The sequence below is a fragment of the Aliikangiella aequoris genome (genome assembly GCF_053709105.1).
Genome location: NZ_CM132298.1, coordinates 2,420,640 through 2,436,990, shown reverse-complemented (window position 1 = coordinate 2,436,990; position 16,351 = coordinate 2,420,640). Strand labels below are relative to the sequence as shown.

Genomic DNA, 16,351 nt, shown 5'->3' with positions numbered 1-16,351 from the left:
TGTGGAACTTCAAACTTTAACTTTTCTTTTTGTTGGCCTTTCATTTGCGCTTTATATCGGCATTGCTATTTGGGCGAAAGCCGCGACTACTGGGGAGTTTTACATTGCCGGCGGTGGCGTAAACCCTGTACTTAACGGTATGGCCACAGCGGCAGACTGGATGTCTGCGGCATCTTTTATTTCTATGGCTGGTTTAATTGCTTTTTTAGGCTACGATGCTTCAGTGTACCTAATGGGCTGGACCGGTGGGTATGTGCTTTTGGCAATGTTATTAGCACCTTATTTAAGGAAGTATGGAAAGTTTACCGTACCCGAATTTATTGGAGAAAGATACTATTCTAAAACCGCGCGTATAGTTGCAGTGTTATGTCTTATCTTTATTTCGTTTACTTATATTGCCGGACAAATGCGTGGTGTAGGGATCGTTTTTTCACGTTTTTTAGAAGTTGATATAATTACTGGCTTGCTGATTGGTATGCTGGTGGTATTTGTTTACGCGGTCCTCGGTGGAATGAAAGGCATTACTTATACACAAGTGGCGCAATACTGTGTTCTCATATTTGCGTATACAGTGCCAGCGGTTTTTATTTCACTGCAGCTTACCGGCAGTCCAATTCCACAAATTGGTTTTGGTAGTAGTTTAGCGTCAGACCCAAGTGTTGCTATGCTCGATAAGCTCGATCGCGTTGTGATGGATTTAGGGTTTAGCGCTTATACTGAAGCAGCGACCAGTCAAGTGAATTTATTTTTTCTTACTTTAGCTTTAATGGCTGGAACTGCTGGCTTGCCTCATGTGATAGTGCGCTTTTTTACAGTACCTAAAGTGTCTGATGCGCGCCGCTCGGCAGGATACGCATTATTATTTATTGCCTTGCTTTATACATTAGCTCCAGCCGTTGGCTCAATGTCTCGTTTAAACTTAATTGAAACAATTAACGGACCTGATGCAACGGGTACGCAATATAAAGATATACCAAACTGGTTTAAAACGTGGGAAAAGTCAGGTCTACTCGCTTGGTACGATCATAATCTAGATGGCAAAATTCAATATGCAAAGGGTAATAGTATTGCCGGCAAATCACCAATTTTTGCGCAGCAAGCCGGACCTCACGGGCAAAGGTTAGTTACTAATCCGAGTGAAGGTTTAATTGCCAATGGGGCGCCATTTGCCAATGAGGTTTATGTTGATAGAGACATAATGGTATTAGCGAATCCTGAAATAGCGGGGCTGCCTGCCTGGGTGATCGCGCTAATCGCTGCGGGCGGTATTGCGGCTGCATTATCAACTGCAGCAGGGTTGTTGTTGGTTATCTCTAGTTCAATTTCGCATGACTTGCTGAAAAGTACTTTTGCTCCCCAATTAACCGAAAAACAAGAACTTTTTTATGGTCGAGTTGCTATCACTGTCGCCATTATTATTGCTGGTTATTTAGGGGCCAACCCGCCAGGTTGGGTTGCTGAAACTGTGGCTATGGCTTTTGGTTTGGCTGCTGCTTCATTATTTCCGGCAATTTTATTGGGTATTTTTAGTACTCGCATTAATAAGCCCGGTGCAATCGCCGGAATGTTAGCGGGGTTAATATTTACCTTTTGCTATATTATTTATTTTAAAGGGGTGTTTATTGAGCCCTTCGCAGCCAATGTTGAAGAAAACTGGCTGTTTGGAATTACTCCACAAGCAATTGGTGGTTTGGGTATGCTGATTAATTTTGGCGTAGCCTTTATTGTCAGCTACGCGACTACTGCACCGCCGCAGCCTATTCAAGATTTGGTATTAAGATTAAGAGTGCCTAACGATGCAAGTTAACTGTCTTTAAAATGAAACGTAGAAAGTTTTTAAAGGCTGGCTTTGCTTCCGGTGCGGCTGTCGCTGTTTCAGCTTATGCAGGATGGCATTATTATTTTGACGGTGAAATTAGTAACCCGTGTTTACTCGATGAGCTTCCAAAAAATTTACAAAATCATAAGTTAATGCAGCAAGCCTTTATGGGGCTTGATCCCAAGAAAATTTGGGATTGCCATTTTCACTTAGTGGGTAACGGTATTAGTCCAAGCATTGATCAGCAGCCCAGTGAAATTTATTTGAACCCTAAAATGTCTCAATGGGTTAGCCCATTACAAAGAATTCAGTATGGGTTTTACTTAAATGCCTCTTGTATTGGCCAAGCAGAGTTTGCCGATCGACTGTTTTTAGAAAGTGTCGCTAAAATAGCCGCTAGCTCACCGGCAGGTGTTAAGTTTATGCTGTTGGCATTTGACTATCAGCATGACGAACAAGGGCGTCAAGTTAAACAAGCTTCCACTTTTTATGTGCCTAATCAATACGCAGCACGAACTGCCAAACTACTTCCTTATTGTGAGTGGATTGGCTCAGTTCACCCTTATAAAGAAAATGCATTAGAAGAGTTACAGTGGTGTAAAGATCATGGAGCGAAAGCGATTAAGTGGCTACCTCCGGCAATGAACATTGATCCTTCTTCAAACCAATGTGAGTTATTTTATAAAAAACTTATTGAGCTCGATTTACCACTGCTAACACATGCCGGAGAAGAGAAGGCGGTGCATAGTGAAACTTTGCAACAGCTTGCTAACCCTTTGTTGCTAAGGCTGCCGCTTGAACTTGGTGTTAAAGTCATTGTCGCGCACTGTGCATCCTTAGGAAGTAGCCTCGATATTGAGGCGCAAACACCGCGAATGGTGGCAAACTTTGACTTATTTTCGCGACTAATGGATGAAGCTAAGTATCGCAAGCACTTATATGCAGATATTTCGGCGATTAACTTAATCAACAGGCAGGTTACAGATATTAAAAAGTTATTAAAAAATCAAAGCTGGCATTCACGTTTGTTGTATGCGTCAGACTACCCGTTGCCAGGCGTTATGCCAATTATATCGACAAAGCAAATGTTTAAGAACGCTTTATTAAATGAAGAGCAGGCTCTATTTTTAAGCTCTGTTAAAAAGCACAATGTTTGGTTATTTGATTTTTTACAAAAACGCTTCATGAGCTATGAGAATAACCGATTTTCAAACTCCGTATTTCAAACCAAAGATTTTTTTGTACCGAGTAATAGCTGATGCGCGAACTTATTTTATTCCTACCTGAACTTCCTTATGAGACCGCTGTTAGCCTTCTCGAAGATCACAGGCAGCAAGTGAACATTGACTTAGTTAAGTTAGAGCAAGACTGGCAAGCAACATTTTGTCAGTTTATTGGTGCGGAAAGTAAAAATTTACCTTGGACTAGGCTGCGAATAGAGCAATTTGAACTTGCAAATAATATTAAGACGGCTTGTTGTTGTGACCCTGTATTATTGCAGGTGACACATCGCGGTGCTTACATGCTGGGGCAAAATGGATTAATGCTTTCGCAAAATGATGCGATTCGCATAGTCGCACAAATTAATGAAAAGTTGATGCGAGACGGAGAGCACCTCTATTTAATTGATAAGCAAGCTTGGCTTTTTACCAGTGAAAAAGAATTATCTTTGGCTTCTATTGCGCACAATGACCTTGTTGGAAAGGATATGTTTAATTATCCGTACTTAGGTGATGATGCGCAATACTGGCAAAGATTAACCACTGAAATTCAAATGCTTATTAAGCAAATGATCGACTATCAAGATCTGCTTGCTGTGGAAGCAAGTGAAATGTTAAATGTTCATTTTTATGACTGTATTTCGCTGGACTCGATGCCAGATTTGCCCTTTATAAAAAATAGTAATTTAACCGTATTGAGTGATAATGAACTCATGATTAGCTACTGCGAAAAAAGCTTGTTAGCTCGTAAGCCACTTAGTTCACTTAGCCAAAATAAATCTAGAAGCTGTGCAGTTGTGGTGTTTGATAATGAGCGAGAGAATTATGAGCAAGTATTGTTTAGCGTTAAGTCAGCACATTACAACAAAGAATTTAGCAATGTACGCATTATTTGCCAAGATGCTGAAATTCGTTTTAAGCATAAAACACTGTGGAAAAAAATAAATTTTGCTGCCAACCAATTACTCAAAAAATCAAAGATATATTTTGACTTTAAAATTTAAAGATTTGGTTTTTAGCTTTTATCATGATTAAACTTTAATGTCTGAGAGAATCCTTTGAACACTAAAAAAATCATTCATCGTAAAGTCGATGATAAGTCGAGCCAACTTAAACAGCTACCATTAAAATTACAAGGGATCCTTGCGGCTCGAGGCGTAACATCACCAATTGATTTAGATTTTTCGTTAGCAAATCTTATTCCGCCAGATCAACTATTAAATAATATGCAGGCCGCGAGTCATCTTTTTAAGGCGGTAAAAGCAAATCAGTCAATATTAATTATCGGCGATTTTGATGCGGATGGTGCTACCAGCAGCAGTATTATGGTTAAGGGATTGAAAATGCTCGGTGCTAAGCGAGTTAATTTTTTAGTACCGGATAGGTTTAAATTTGGTTATGGCTTGTCGGTTGAGTTAGTGGATTTTGCCGCCACTTTAAAGCCCGATCTAATTATTACCGTAGATAATGGAATTTCAAATATAGACGGTGTTGCTAAAGCAAATCAATTAAACATTCCTGTCATTATCACTGATCATCACCTAGCTGCTGAACAACTTCCCGATGCATTATGTATAGTTAACCCAAACCAGCCCAACGATAAGTTTGCTAGTAAAAATTTAGCGGGAGTCGGCGTGGCTTTTTATTTGTTACTTGCCCTACGTGGCTGTATGCGCAATGAAAACTGGTTTGCTTCACAAAATATTGAAGAGCCCAATTTAGCTTGTTTGCTTGATATCGTTGCTTTAGGCACAGTAGCCGATGTCGTTATTTTAGATAAAAACAATCGCATACTTGTTGAGCAAGGGCTTAAACGTATTCGTAGTGGCTTAGCTTGTCCAGGGATTATGGCACTATTACAAATTGCCAATAGAGACTACCGTAGCTGTCAAGCTAGCGACTTGGGCTTTGCTATTGGTCCCAGGCTCAATGCCGCCGGTAGATTAGATGATATGAGTATTGGGATAAATTGTTTGTTGGCCAATAGTTTGCAAGAAGCACTTCCCATTGCGACGAGATTAGATACGCTGAATAGAAATCGTCAATCTATAGAAGGTGAGATGTTAGAGCAAGCCGAGGCTGACTTAGCAAGCTACTTTAAACATAATCAAACGACATTTGAGCAACAACGCGGGCAAGCTGCCAGTGAGCAACTTACCGAGCCTGTCAGTCCAACGGCAATGTGTTTGTTTGATCCTAATTGGCACCAGGGAGTGATTGGTATTTTAGCTTCAAGAGTAAAGGATAAGCTTAATCGACCAGTGATTGTTTTTGCAAAAGATGATGACTCAAATGAGCCTTCTATTAAGGGATCGGCTCGCTCGGTTAAAGGCGTGCATATTAGAGATGTTTTAGCCTTAATCGATGGGCAAAACCCAACGCTTATTGAAAAGTTTGGCGGGCATGCGATGGCTGCCGGATTATCAATTAAAGAAAAGGATTACTCGCTATTTAGTGAGAAATTTCATGATGGGGTGCTTGCGCATTTAAATGGAGATGATATTAAGGATGAATTAGTCACTGACGCTAGTTTGTCTGCGCAAGATTTAAGTTTAGACTTCGCTCAGCAACTGCGTGGTGTAGGTCCTTGGGGGCAGGGTTTTCCTGAGCCTTTATTTGATGATCAATTTACCGTTGTTTCTAGTCGTTTAGTGGGAGAAAAACACTTAAAACTGCAATTAGAAAAAGATAACCAAACGGTTGATGGCATTTATTTTCGTTGCCCAGAAGACCAGCGAGCCGAGACAGGCGATAAAATTCATGCTGTTTATAAGCTCGACATCAATGAATTTAGAGGTAATGTTTCATTGCAGTTAATGCTAGAGCAATTGGAAATTATTTAAAATTGCTACGAGACTATCATGCCTTAAAAATTCAACTATACTTGATACTGTTTTGATTTATATCAGCGTTTTAAGTTAAGTTGAATTATTTATAATAATTTGAAGGGTTTTAAATAGTGTTTAAAGGCAGTTGTTTGGTTAATCATGGTGCTGGCGTGAAAATATTACTCTCTGCATTTTTAGTGATAGGCGTTGGCATGCTCTCACTACAACCTTTAGCTGCCTCACAAAAACTCGATTTAGCCGCTTATAAAGCTCAGTTGTCGATTTCACCGCAAACGTTAATTGATGAGTTATCGCCTCTCTTACAAACAGAAAAAGAGCTCCAAAATGGTGAATATTGGTTAGAAGTTCACTATTTAATTGCTAATGCTCATTATTTTTTATCGCAGCCCAATAATGTGGCCGAAGTTTCTCAAGCGGGCTTTGAACTTGCAAGTAGTTTAAATAATGACGCTTATCAAGCAAGATTTCTCGCAATGCTAACAGTGGCATACACCTCACAGCAAAAGCAAACCTTGGCAAAGCAAAGTGCCGAACAAAGTTTAGCACTAGCTCGTAATATCGATCGTAATGGATTACTGATGGCCGAAGTTTTAATGCTCGTCGGCGGTGCCTTTTATGAAATGGGCGGAATGGAAAAGGCACTTAAATATTTAGTCCAAGCCAGTGAAATTTTTAGGCAGCGCGGAAGTGTTAAAGACCGCTCAGAGGCAATGGCCACCATTGCATTAATTTATGATGAATTAGGTCAGCCAGAACAGGCGATTGAGTATCATTTAAAGTCATTAAGTTTAATTGACTTAGAAGAAAACCTGATTGAAGCGTCAATTACTTACTATAACGTCGCTTTGGTATATCGCAATATGGGAGAAATAGAGAAAGCTAAGCCTTATGCTGAACTCTCGCTAAACTATGCCCAAAAAGCAGGAGACTTAATTGGGGTCGCTTACGCCACCTATGAGCTTGCTGCGTACCAAGAAGAAGTTGGCGAGTATGAAGCGGTGTTACAAAAGCTTGAGCAAATTATTCCTGTTTTTGAAAAGTCAGAAACTACTGGGCTGCTTATCTATTCGAGGCTATTAAGCGCAAGGGTTAAAGTGGCAATTGGAATGTCTGGTTGGCAACAAGATTTAGCTCAAGCGGAAAAATTAGTCACAAGTGACGCGGCTCTTAAGCGAAAGATTGCACTAGTGAGCACTCAAGCCAAAGTTTATGATATGGCTGGTTATAATCAAAGAGCGTTAAATGCCTATAGCCGTTGGGTCGAATTAAATAAAGCGCAGCTAGTAGCGGCGCAAAAACAGACAACTCGTCAGTATCAAGCAATGTACGAACTGAATGAAGCGGAAGCGGAAAATAAACTTTTGCAGGCACAAAAAAAGTTAGCAGAAGCTGAACTTCAGTCAAAAAAGGATAAAGAGAAAATTTGGCTTTTTGGCGGAGTACTTTTAATTATTTTTGTGGTTTCATTAGTTTATTTTTTGATTTTTCAAATTAAGAATAAAAAACGTTTTAAAGATCTGGCAATGATGGATGAGCTGACCAAAACGCGAAATCGGCGATCAATTAATGCCTTTTTAAATAAATCGATCGCTCAATCTCATGCTGATTGTTCAAGCCTATGTATAGGAATGCTAGATATTGATCACTTTAAGTCAATTAATGATACCTATGGACATGACGTAGGTGACATGGTTTTAAAAGAAGTGGCACAGGCAATGAGTCGCGTATTACGTTCTTGTGATGCTTTGGGTCGCTGGGGAGGCGAAGAGTGGTTGCTGGTATTGCCGGGTAATTCGTTAAAGCATGTTCATCGTGTTTTTGAAAGAATTCAAACAGAATTGAAGACCATTAATGTTTCCCAACTTAATCAAAGAACAGTCACTTTAAGTATGGGGGCAGCAGCGCTGCAACAAGAGGACAGTGTTGAGTCTTTGATAAAACGAGCTGATGAAGCACTCTATCGCGCTAAACAAAACGGCAGAGATCAGCTCGCATTATAAGTTTTTGGTCGCTTGGTTAAGCAAGCATTGCTTTAATATTGCGACTCTTCATCTTCCGGCAGTATTACGGGCTGGCCTGGTATAGCATGGCTTTCATTAGCCCATTCACCTAAATCAATCAATTGACAACGTTTTGAGCAAAATGGGCGGTGTTCTTCGCAATCTTGCCATCTAAGGCTTTTGCGGCAAGTGGGGCAAGCAATTATAAAATCTTTGTTCATGACAGTCTCAGGTAATTCGGTTAGATGGCTCGCTTAAGCCAAATAAAGTCTCAAAATGAGATATGCGCTATTCTTGCTAATAATAACTAGCGTAAAGCGCTATTTTATCATGAATAAATTGATTAATTACTTCTAAATTAATTTTCTCATCGTTATAATCTTACCCAAATTAAAACTAGCGTTTAAAAGTATTGGAGATATATCATGGCAACAGCAACCGCGAGACACATTTTGGTGTCATCTGAAGAAAAGTGTAATGACCTAAAAGCTCAAATTAATGAAGGTGCCGATTTTGCCGAATTAGCAAAGAAGCATTCAAGCTGTCCTTCTTCTAAAAGCGGTGGTGATTTAGGAGCCTTTGGACCAGGAATGATGGTGCCAGAATTTGATAAGGTTTGCTTTAATGAACCAGTAGGCGAAGTTCATGGGCCAGTAAAAACTCAGTTTGGTTATCACTTAGTTGAAGTGACAAGCCGTAGCTAAAACAAATTAAGCAAACAGCCATTTGGCTTTTTGTGTTGTTAACTGCGATTAATTAAAGGCTGACTTAATAAGTTGGCCTTTTTTATTGTTAGTCGCTAACTAAAAAGAGCACATAAAAAAAGCCTCTGTAGTAGAGGCTTTTTTTGTCGTTTCGATAAACCGCTAGTTTAAAGTTTTGGGCCTGCTTCAACTAGTGCTTTGCCTTCTTTAGTGTCAGTAAACTTAACAAAGTTTTCCACAAATAGAGTCGCAAGATCTTTTGCTTTTGCGTCCCACTCTGTTGGGTTAGCATAAGTTTTTCGTGGGTCTAAAATATCTTCAGATACCCCTTTAACTTGTGTTGGTACCGATAGACCGAAATAAGGTAGTTCGACAAACTCAGCGTTATCGATTGAGCCATCGAGTATTTCGTCAATAATAGCGCGAGTCGCTTTAATTGAGATGCGCTTGCCGGTGCCGTTCCAGCCTGTATTTACTAGGTAAGCTTCAGCACCAACGGCTTGCATTCGCTTTACTAAAACTTCTGCATAGGTTGTTGGATGAAGGCTTAAAAATGCAGCTCCAAAACAGCTAGAGAAAGTTGGGGTTGGTTCGGTAATGCCACGCTCTGTGCCTGCTAGTTTGGCAGTAAAGCCTGATAAGAAGTAGTACTCAGTTTGTTCTGGAGTTAATTTAGAAACCGGAGGTAAAACCCCAAAAGCGTCAGCAGTTAAAAAGATAACCTTTTTGGCGTGGCCAGCCATAGAAGCAGGCTTAACAATATTTTCAATGTGATAAATAGGGTAAGAAACACGCGTATTTTCAGTTTTAGAGCCATTGTCAAAATCAATTGTACCATTTTCGTCAACAGCGACATTCTCAAGTAGTGCGTCGCGACGTATCGCATTATAAATATCAGGCTCTTGTTCTTTACTTAAATTAATGGTTTTGGCGTAACAGCCACCTTCAAAGTTAAATACACCATTTTCGTCCCAGCCATGTTCATCATCTCCAATGAGCTGACGCTTTGGATCGGTCGATAAAGTTGTTTTACCAGTGCCTGAAAGACCAAAGAAAATCGCTACATCACCTTTTTCGCCAACGTTAGCGGAGCAATGCATTGACGCAATACCTTTTAATGGGAGCAGGTAGTTCATCATTGAGAACATACCTTTTTTCATTTCACCACCATACCAAGTACCGCCAATTAACTGGATTTTTTCAGTTAGATTAAATGCGACAAAGTTTTCTGAATTTAAGCCTTGCTCTTTCCAGTTAGGGTTGGTGGTTTTCGCACCGTTCATTACGATAAAGTCTGGTTCGAAGCCTTCTAGTTCGGCATCGGTTGGTCGAATAAACATATTTTTTACAAAATGAGCTTGCCAAGCGACTTCAGTAACAAAGCGGACTTTTAAGCGAGTTTTTTCATCTGCACCACAAAAGGTATCAACTACAAACAAGCGTTTGTCTGATAATTGATTAGTCACCAAAGACTTTAAACTGTTCCAAGTTTCTTGGTTCATTGGCTTATTATCGTTTTTGCCTTGATCAGACCACCAAACTGTATCACGCGTGGTATCGTCACGGACAATATACTTATCTTTAGGAGAGCGACCGGTAAATATACCGGTATCTACAGTTACTGCACCTAAGTTGGTCACTGTACCTTTGTCGAATCCTTCAAGTTCAGGGTTTGTTTCTTCAGCGAATAAAACTTCGTAAGAAGGATTGTAAACAATCTCGCTTGGGCTAGAGATTCCGTAACTTTCAAGTGATTGTTTGATGTGTTGAGTCCCTGTGTTGGTGACCATGTAATTCTATCCTCAGCTAACTTTTGGGTATTTGGGTAGTTCCACCTAGTCAGTTATATTTAATGCTGAGCTTGGGCATTAAAACTGAAAAAATGGCTGTATAAAATTTGCGCCGAATATTAACAAATTAAGCGCTTGTAAACTAGGTAATTCTAAAGTTTATTCGCGCTTTTTAAAATTGCCGCTCTACTGCTATATCGGCTAATTGATATAGCGCTTGGGTGAAAGGGTTGCTGGGCATCTTGTTGAGGCATTGTTTGGCGAGATCTATTTCTGCCTTTGCCTTATTGAGGGTGTACTCAATTGCACCGGTTTGTTGGATTATTTGTTGAATTGCGTGTAAGTGTTCGATACCGCCATTTTCAATACACTGCTTAATTAATTCGGCATTTTCACCTTCACTTTGCTGTTTAGCATAAATCAGCGGAAGCGTTGGTTTGCCTTCGGCTAAATCGTCACCAACGTTTTTTCCGAGCGTTTCGCCGTCAGAAATATAGTCGAGTGCGTCATCCATTAATTGAAATGCTAGCCCTAAATGAAGCCCAAACTGATGTAAATCTTTAGCTAACTCATCTCTATCACTTATTATTGCGCCTAGCTCGCAGGCCGCAGCAAATAATATAGCCGTTTTATTATGAATAACTTGAAAGTAGCTTGCTTCAGTGGCGTTGGGGTCATTGCAGTTCATCAATTGCAACACTTCGCCTTCGGCAATTTGGTTGGTGGTATTCGCTAAGATTTGCATAATTTGCATTTTGTCGAGCTGCACCATCATTTGAAATGAGCGTGAATACAGAAAGTCTCCTACTAATACGCTCGCCGCATTGCCAAATAGCGCATTTGCAGTTTCACGGCCGCGTCTTCTGTCGCTTTCGTCAACAACATCGTCATGTAGCAGGGTTGCGGTGTGAATAAACTCGATTATTGCCGCCGAAGTTTGATGAAGATTACCTTGATAGCCTAAAGCGTTGGCTACCATTAAAACCAATAAGGGCCTTAGTCGCTTACCACCTGCAGAAACTATGTAATGCCCTAATTGGTTGACTAACACAACGTCCGAGGCTAGCTGCTCCAATATAACTTGGTTAGTCGCTTTAAAGTCGTCTTCGATGAGTTGCGTAATTGTATTAATATCAGCCATGAAACTTTGCTATGCCATTGATTTTATTTTAAGTTTTAAGTTTTTGATTGATTCGCACCCAATAGTTTGTCAATCAATCTAATCGTTTATTTAGCGGTTGCAAGCGCAACTCAGATTAGGCAAGGGTAAATTACTCTAAAAAACCTTCTAAAATGATTTACATGGTTTATAATGCGCACGTTGCGAATGCTAGGGGTTGCATTCTTGTTGGTCAAGTGAAAACTGGTTAGGTAGTAAAAAAAGTCGCTTTGTTTGGCTTTCTAGCACCGAGTTGCTAAAAATCTACAATTTTCTCTGATTTAAGCTTGCGAGCCAGCGCCTAATGACTTAAAATGCGCGCCCTTATTTGCAGGAATGCCCAAAACATGGGGTGTCCTAAAAGAATTTAAAAACAATCCAGTATGCTTAAGTAACATGCATACTTCAAAGACGGAGAGAATGTCGCTATGTACGCGGTGATTCAAAGTGGTGGTAAACAACACCGAGTATCAGAAGGCCAAGTAGTTCGCCTTGAAAAAATTGACGCAGAAAAAGGCGCTTCAATTGATTTTGATAAGATCTTGATGGTTGGCGAAGGTGCGGACTTGGCACTTGGCGCTCCATATCTTGAAGGTGCAAAGGTATCTGGTGAAGTTGTTGAGCACGGTCGTGGTAAGAAAATCAAGATCGTTAAGTTTAGACGTCGTAAGCATCATCGTAAGCAGATGGGCCATCGTCAATGGTTTACAGAAGTTAAAATTACTGGCATTAGCAAGTAATTAACTTCCTCAAGATTTTTGGAGAGATAAAATGGCACATAAGAAAGCTGGTGGTAGTACCCGTAACGGTCGCGATTCCGAAAGTAAACGCCTTGGTGTTAAGCGCTTTGGCGGAGAAGTAGTTTCAGCTGGTAGCATTATTGTTCGTCAGCGTGGCACTCACTTCCACCCTGGAACTAACGTTGGAATTGGTAAAGACCACACTTTATTCGCTAAAGCAGAAGGCGAAGTTAAGTTTGAAGTCAAAGGTTTACGTAACCGTCGTACTGTGAGCATTGTTGCTAACTAATCGACCTACTAAGCTTTGAGTAAGTGCGAGCCACTTACTGTATAAGATAAAAGAAAGCTCCGATAAATTCGGGGCTTTTTTCGTTTTGGTTGTGCCATAATCTATATGGTATAGAAAAACTGAAGGCTAGAAATGAAATTTGTTGATGAAGTCACGATTAAAGTGAAAGCTGGTAACGGCGGAAGTGGATTATGTAGTTTCCGCAGGGAAAAATACATTCCCAAAGGCGGGCCAGATGGCGGTGACGGCGGCGACGGCGGCAGCGTTTATTTGGCCGCAGATGAAGAGCTTAATACCTTGGTCGATTATCGATACGTGCGCTTTTATGGTGCTCAAAATGGCGAAAAAGGTGCATCTAAAAACTGTACTGGGGCTAAAGGCGAAGATCTAATTTTACCTGTACCTGTAGGAACGCGTGTTAAAAATATTGAAACTGACGAGTTAATTGGTGACCTGCAACAGGCCGGTGATAGACTTTTAGTGGCTAAAGGCGGCTTTCATGGCTTAGGTAATACTCGATTTAAATCCAGTGTTAATCGTACGCCTCGACAAACTTCAAAGGGCAGTGAAGGCGATATGCGCGAACTGCGACTAGAGCTAAGAGTTTTGGCCGATGTAGGCTTACTTGGGCTGCCAAACGCCGGCAAGTCGACTTTTATACGCGCTGTATCGGCAGCACGGCCCAAAGTGGCAGATTATCCTTTCACTACTTTAATACCTAATCTGGGCGTTGTTGCTCCAGAGCCACACAGGAGTTTTGTGATTGCCGATATTCCAGGTGTGATTGAAGGTGCGGCAGAAGGTGCAGGACTTGGTGTTAGGTTTTTAAAGCATTTAGCTAGAACTCGTTTATTGTTGCACCTTGTCGACTTAAAGCCTTTTGACGAGTCAGATCCATTGACTAATATTAATGCCATTCACGCTGAATTAGCGCGTTATTCAGAAGAATACCAAAGCAATTTGGTTGATAAGGAGATTTGGTTAATTTTTAATAAAAGTGACCTGATTGATCCTGAAGAGCTGGAAGCGCAAAAAGCCAGCATATTGTCGGCGCTGCAATGGAAAGCACCCCATTATACGATTTCTGGGCTAGAAGGCAGCGGCACTAAGCAGCTTTGCTTTGATATTTTAGAACATATCGAAAATAAAAATGCAGCCACGCTAGAAACAATAGAGCCAATTGCTGATTCAGTTGAAGCTAAGCTAGGTGAATTAAGAAACACCAATGATATAGACGATATAGATGATATACATAGTGTAGATACTGAAGAACAGCCTCCAGAATCTAATGAATAGCTAAGCGAGGCTTGTCGTTTAGCTATTCTTACTGTGTGGTTTTTGTAGTGCTGATTTATTAAGCCATGTTAAGGCCAAAAAACTGCCGCATAACTGCCGCGCAACTTAATCAGACGACATAAAAAAACCCGCTTAAAGCGGGTTTTTTGTATTCTGGTAGAATTAACGCTAAATTAATTCATTGCCTTAATCTGAGCATTAAAACGACTCTTATGACGAGCAGCTTTGTTTGCGTGAATAAGACCTTTACCTGCGGCTACATCCATAACAGATACAGCTTTAGTGTATGCAGCTTCTGCTGCTGATTTGTCGCCAGATGCAATCGCAGCAACAACTTTCTTCATGTAGGTGCGCATCATAGAACGACGGCTAGCATTATGCTGGCGACGACCTTCAGCCTGACGTGCACGCTTTTTTGCGGATTTAATATTAGCCAAGGCTTTGCTCCTGAAATAATCGGCTTTAGATTTAAGGTGCGGCAATATACAGGGTTTCTGAGTTTATATCAAGCCTAATTAAGATAAAAGACTGATAATGATAGGACTTTGCCGTTGCTAAATTAACTAACCTTGAATTGAAGTTAATTTAAACCCAGCAATAACCCGATTGTATTGCATGATAATATAAAAATGCCACTTTTTAACTCGATTGATGTTTTATTATTGAGCTAATTAGATCCGCGAATAGTCGGGGCTCGCTTAATTTAATTGACGCTAGCATGCTAACTGGCTAATCTTAGCCGCCATTTGTAGTGCATTAGCCGTTTTGTACTCTGCTAAAATTAACTGATAATAATTAGAAATCTAGGACTGTTAATGTCGAAACAGCTGTTAAAATCTGGGATCGTGGTTAGCGCAATGACATTTTTGTCGCGTATTCTTGGTTTAGTTCGGGATATTGTTATGGCAAACTTGCTTGGCGCTAGCTGGGTAAGTGACGTTTTTTTAGTGGCGCAAAAAATCCCTAACTTTTTGCGACGTTTATTTGCTGAAGGTGCATTTTCTCAAGCCTTTATTCCAGTACTTTCAGAGTACCAAACGAGTCGAGAGCTACAAGAAGTAAAAAAGCTTATTTCTGAAACCGCAGGTACTCTCGCGTTAATATTAACCGGGGTTGCTATCGTCGGGGTCGTTGGATCGCCAATTTTAGTGTCAATGTTTGGTCCGGGCTTTTTAAAAGAATCACATGAGTTTGAACTAGCTAGCTTACTCTTAAAAATTACCTTCCCTTATATTTTATTTATTTCGCTTACCGCGTTTTGCGGCTCTGTATTGAATAGCGTGGGTCGATTCGCGGTTCCTGCGTTTACTCCGGTGCTATTAAATATTTCGATGATTTCAGCTGCAATTATTGTTAGTCCGGCACTTGAAGAGCCTACCGCGATGGCGTTAGCGTGGGGAATTTTTGTAGCGGGTGTTGCGCAACTTTTATTTCAATTACCTTTCTTGTGGAAAGAAGGGCTATTAGTTGCGCCTAAATGGGGATGGAAGTCAGATGGCGTAAGAAAAATTATGGTGTTAATGGGGCCCGCACTATTTGGCGTATCTGTAGCCCAGATCAATCTGTTGTTAGATACTATTATTGCCTCATTCTTAGAAGCTGATGGCAGTATTACATGGCTTTATTATTCTGATCGTATGCTTGAGTTTCCATTGGGCATTTTTGCAATTGCCATTTCAACGGTTATTTTACCTTCTTTGTCGCGTCAACATGCGGCTAAAAATGCGTTGGAGTTTAACCAAACTTTGAATTGGGGGCTGCGCTTGGTGTTCTTAATTGGGTTACCTGCGACAGTCGGTCTGTTTATTATGGCAGAGCCAATTATTCTAACCGTTTTTCAACATGGTGAATTTTCTTTAGAGTCAGCTCACTTTACCGCGTTAAGTCTTAAAGCATATATCGTAGGCTTACTCGGTTTTATGCTAGTGAAAGTGCTAGCTACGGGGTTTTATTCTCGTCAGGATACTAAAACACCTGTAAAAATAGGCATTATCGCGATGCTCACTAATATGTTGTTTAACTTGATACTATTTTCACCCTTGGCGCATGTCGGTTTAGCCTTAGCGACTGCAATTTCTGCGATTGTAAATTCGAGCCTTTTGTTTTACAACCTACGCAAGGTGGGTATGTTCACGCCAGACGGTCAATGGATAGCTTGGTTTAGTCGATTAGCAGGTGCAAACCTTGTTCTGATTGGGTTTATTGTGGCCTGTATGGGCGAGATAACAACTTGGCAAGCCATGGATTTGTTTGACAGAGCAAGCTTGTTAAGCTTTCTAGTATTTGGGTCGGTGTTTATTTATGCGCTTGCGCTAGTCATTTTTGGTGTTCGGCTTAAAGATATACGCCCTGCATAGTGAGGCTAAGTGAACTCAAGTCAAAAATTTAGTCGTTATTTTTGAGTAATCTGTTGTATGAGCAATTAGAAGCGAGCTTGAGTGAATTTATTGTTAAACTTAAACTATGATTTTGCTCGTGTGTATAA

14 protein-coding genes are annotated in these 16,351 nt (G+C 40.5%); 10 read left to right on the top strand and 4 right to left on the bottom strand.

What is annotated here, in order from left to right; translation table 11 throughout:
• The first annotated feature begins 1 nt into the window (after position 1).
• From ACUR5C_RS10500 to ACUR5C_RS10480, 5 genes are all read left to right on the top strand, one after another.
• On the top strand, positions 2–1,807 hold the full coding sequence (locus ACUR5C_RS10500) for a sodium:solute symporter family protein (protein WP_454465076.1): 1,806 nt from the start codon (positions 2–4) through the stop codon (positions 1,805–1,807).
• Positions 1,808–1,818: 11 nt separating this feature from the next.
• Entirely contained in the window at positions 1,819–3,078 is a 1,260-nt protein-coding gene (locus ACUR5C_RS10495) for an amidohydrolase family protein (RefSeq protein WP_454465075.1), read from the top strand.
• The gene (locus ACUR5C_RS10490; protein WP_454465074.1) at positions 3,078–4,043 is read left to right on the top strand and encodes a hypothetical protein; all 966 of its coding nucleotides are present in this window, start codon (positions 3,078–3,080) and stop codon (positions 4,041–4,043) included. The genes ACUR5C_RS10495 and ACUR5C_RS10490 overlap by 1 nt, the downstream gene beginning before the upstream one ends.
• A gap of 54 nt (positions 4,044–4,097) precedes the next feature.
• A complete protein-coding gene (gene recJ, locus ACUR5C_RS10485) occupies positions 4,098–5,882 on the top strand; it encodes a single-stranded-DNA-specific exonuclease RecJ (protein ID WP_454465073.1) in 1,785 nt (594 codons plus the stop codon).
• 116 nt (positions 5,883–5,998) lie between these two features.
• A complete protein-coding gene (locus ACUR5C_RS10480; RefSeq protein WP_454465072.1) occupies positions 5,999–7,888 on the top strand; it encodes a diguanylate cyclase in 1,890 nt (629 codons plus the stop codon).
• Positions 7,889–7,920: 32 nt separating this feature from the next.
• Here the strand turns inward: ACUR5C_RS10480 and yacG are convergent, their stop codons facing one another.
• A complete protein-coding gene (gene yacG, locus ACUR5C_RS10475) occupies positions 7,921–8,109 on the bottom strand; it encodes a DNA gyrase inhibitor YacG (protein ID WP_454465071.1) in 189 nt (62 codons plus the stop codon).
• A 204-nt stretch (positions 8,110–8,313) separates the two neighbouring features.
• Here yacG and ACUR5C_RS10470 point away from each other — a divergent pair, with 204 nt between their 5' ends.
• On the top strand, positions 8,314–8,592 hold the full coding sequence (locus ACUR5C_RS10470; protein ID WP_454465070.1) for a peptidylprolyl isomerase: 279 nt from the start codon (positions 8,314–8,316) through the stop codon (positions 8,590–8,592).
• Positions 8,593–8,759: 167 nt separating this feature from the next.
• On the opposite strand, the gene pckA is transcribed toward ACUR5C_RS10470, so the two are convergent.
• Positions 8,760–10,382, bottom strand: a complete 1,623-nt coding sequence (gene pckA / locus ACUR5C_RS10465) for a phosphoenolpyruvate carboxykinase (ATP) (RefSeq protein WP_454465069.1) — start codon at positions 10,380–10,382, stop codon at positions 8,760–8,762.
• 172 nt (positions 10,383–10,554) lie between these two features.
• A complete protein-coding gene (ispB, locus tag ACUR5C_RS10460; RefSeq protein WP_454465068.1) occupies positions 10,555–11,523 on the bottom strand; it encodes an octaprenyl diphosphate synthase in 969 nt (322 codons plus the stop codon).
• A 446-nt stretch (positions 11,524–11,969) separates the two neighbouring features.
• On the opposite strand from ispB, the gene rplU reads away from it, so the two are divergent.
• The 3 genes from rplU to cgtA all read left to right on the top strand — a co-directional run bounded on the left by rplU (position 11,970) and on the right by cgtA (position 13,866).
• Positions 11,970–12,281 (top strand): 50S ribosomal protein L21, encoded by a 312-nt coding sequence (rplU, locus tag ACUR5C_RS10455; protein WP_454465067.1) that lies wholly within the window; start codon positions 11,970–11,972, stop codon positions 12,279–12,281.
• A gap of 31 nt (positions 12,282–12,312) precedes the next feature.
• Complete coding sequence (gene rpmA / locus ACUR5C_RS10450) at positions 12,313–12,570, top strand: 50S ribosomal protein L27 (RefSeq protein WP_454465066.1); 258 nt, start codon at positions 12,313–12,315, stop codon at positions 12,568–12,570.
• A 132-nt stretch (positions 12,571–12,702) separates the two neighbouring features.
• Positions 12,703–13,866, top strand: a complete 1,164-nt coding sequence (gene cgtA, locus ACUR5C_RS10445) for an Obg family GTPase CgtA (RefSeq protein WP_454465065.1) — start codon at positions 12,703–12,705, stop codon at positions 13,864–13,866.
• A gap of 173 nt (positions 13,867–14,039) precedes the next feature.
• On the opposite strand, the gene rpsT is transcribed toward cgtA, so the two are convergent.
• On the bottom strand, positions 14,040–14,303 hold the full coding sequence (gene rpsT, locus ACUR5C_RS10440; RefSeq protein ID WP_454465064.1) for a 30S ribosomal protein S20: 264 nt from the start codon (positions 14,301–14,303) through the stop codon (positions 14,040–14,042).
• Between the two features lie 378 nt (positions 14,304–14,681).
• Here rpsT and murJ point away from each other — a divergent pair, with 378 nt between their 5' ends.
• Entirely contained in the window at positions 14,682–16,223 is a 1,542-nt protein-coding gene (gene murJ, locus ACUR5C_RS10435; protein WP_454465063.1) for a murein biosynthesis integral membrane protein MurJ, read from the top strand.
• Positions 16,224–16,351 lie beyond the last annotated feature (128 nt).

Bases quoted from the DNA above. Each gene is read 5' to 3' on its own strand.
- ACUR5C_RS10470 (WP_454465070.1), top strand. From the start codon at position 8,314: ATGGCAACAGCAACCGCGAGACACATTTTGGTGTCATCTGAAGAAAAG.
- murJ (WP_454465063.1), top strand. From the start codon at position 14,682: ATGTCGAAACAGCTGTTAAAATCTGGGATCGTGGTTAGCGCAATGACA.
- ispB (WP_454465068.1), bottom strand. From the start codon at position 11,523: ATGGCTGATATTAATACAATTACGCAACTCATCGAAGACGACTTTAAA.
- yacG (WP_454465071.1), bottom strand. From the start codon at position 8,109: ATGAACAAAGATTTTATAATTGCTTGCCCCACTTGCCGCAAAAGCCTT.
- pckA (WP_454465069.1), bottom strand. From the start codon at position 10,382: ATGGTCACCAACACAGGGACTCAACACATCAAACAATCACTTGAAAGT.
- rpmA (WP_454465066.1), top strand. From the start codon at position 12,313: ATGGCACATAAGAAAGCTGGTGGTAGTACCCGTAACGGTCGCGATTCC.
- ACUR5C_RS10490 (WP_454465074.1), top strand. From the start codon at position 3,078: ATGCGCGAACTTATTTTATTCCTACCTGAACTTCCTTATGAGACCGCT.
- ACUR5C_RS10495 (WP_454465075.1), top strand. From the start codon at position 1,819: ATGAAACGTAGAAAGTTTTTAAAGGCTGGCTTTGCTTCCGGTGCGGCT.
- cgtA (WP_454465065.1), top strand. From the start codon at position 12,703: ATGAAATTTGTTGATGAAGTCACGATTAAAGTGAAAGCTGGTAACGGC.
- rplU (WP_454465067.1), top strand. From the start codon at position 11,970: ATGTACGCGGTGATTCAAAGTGGTGGTAAACAACACCGAGTATCAGAA.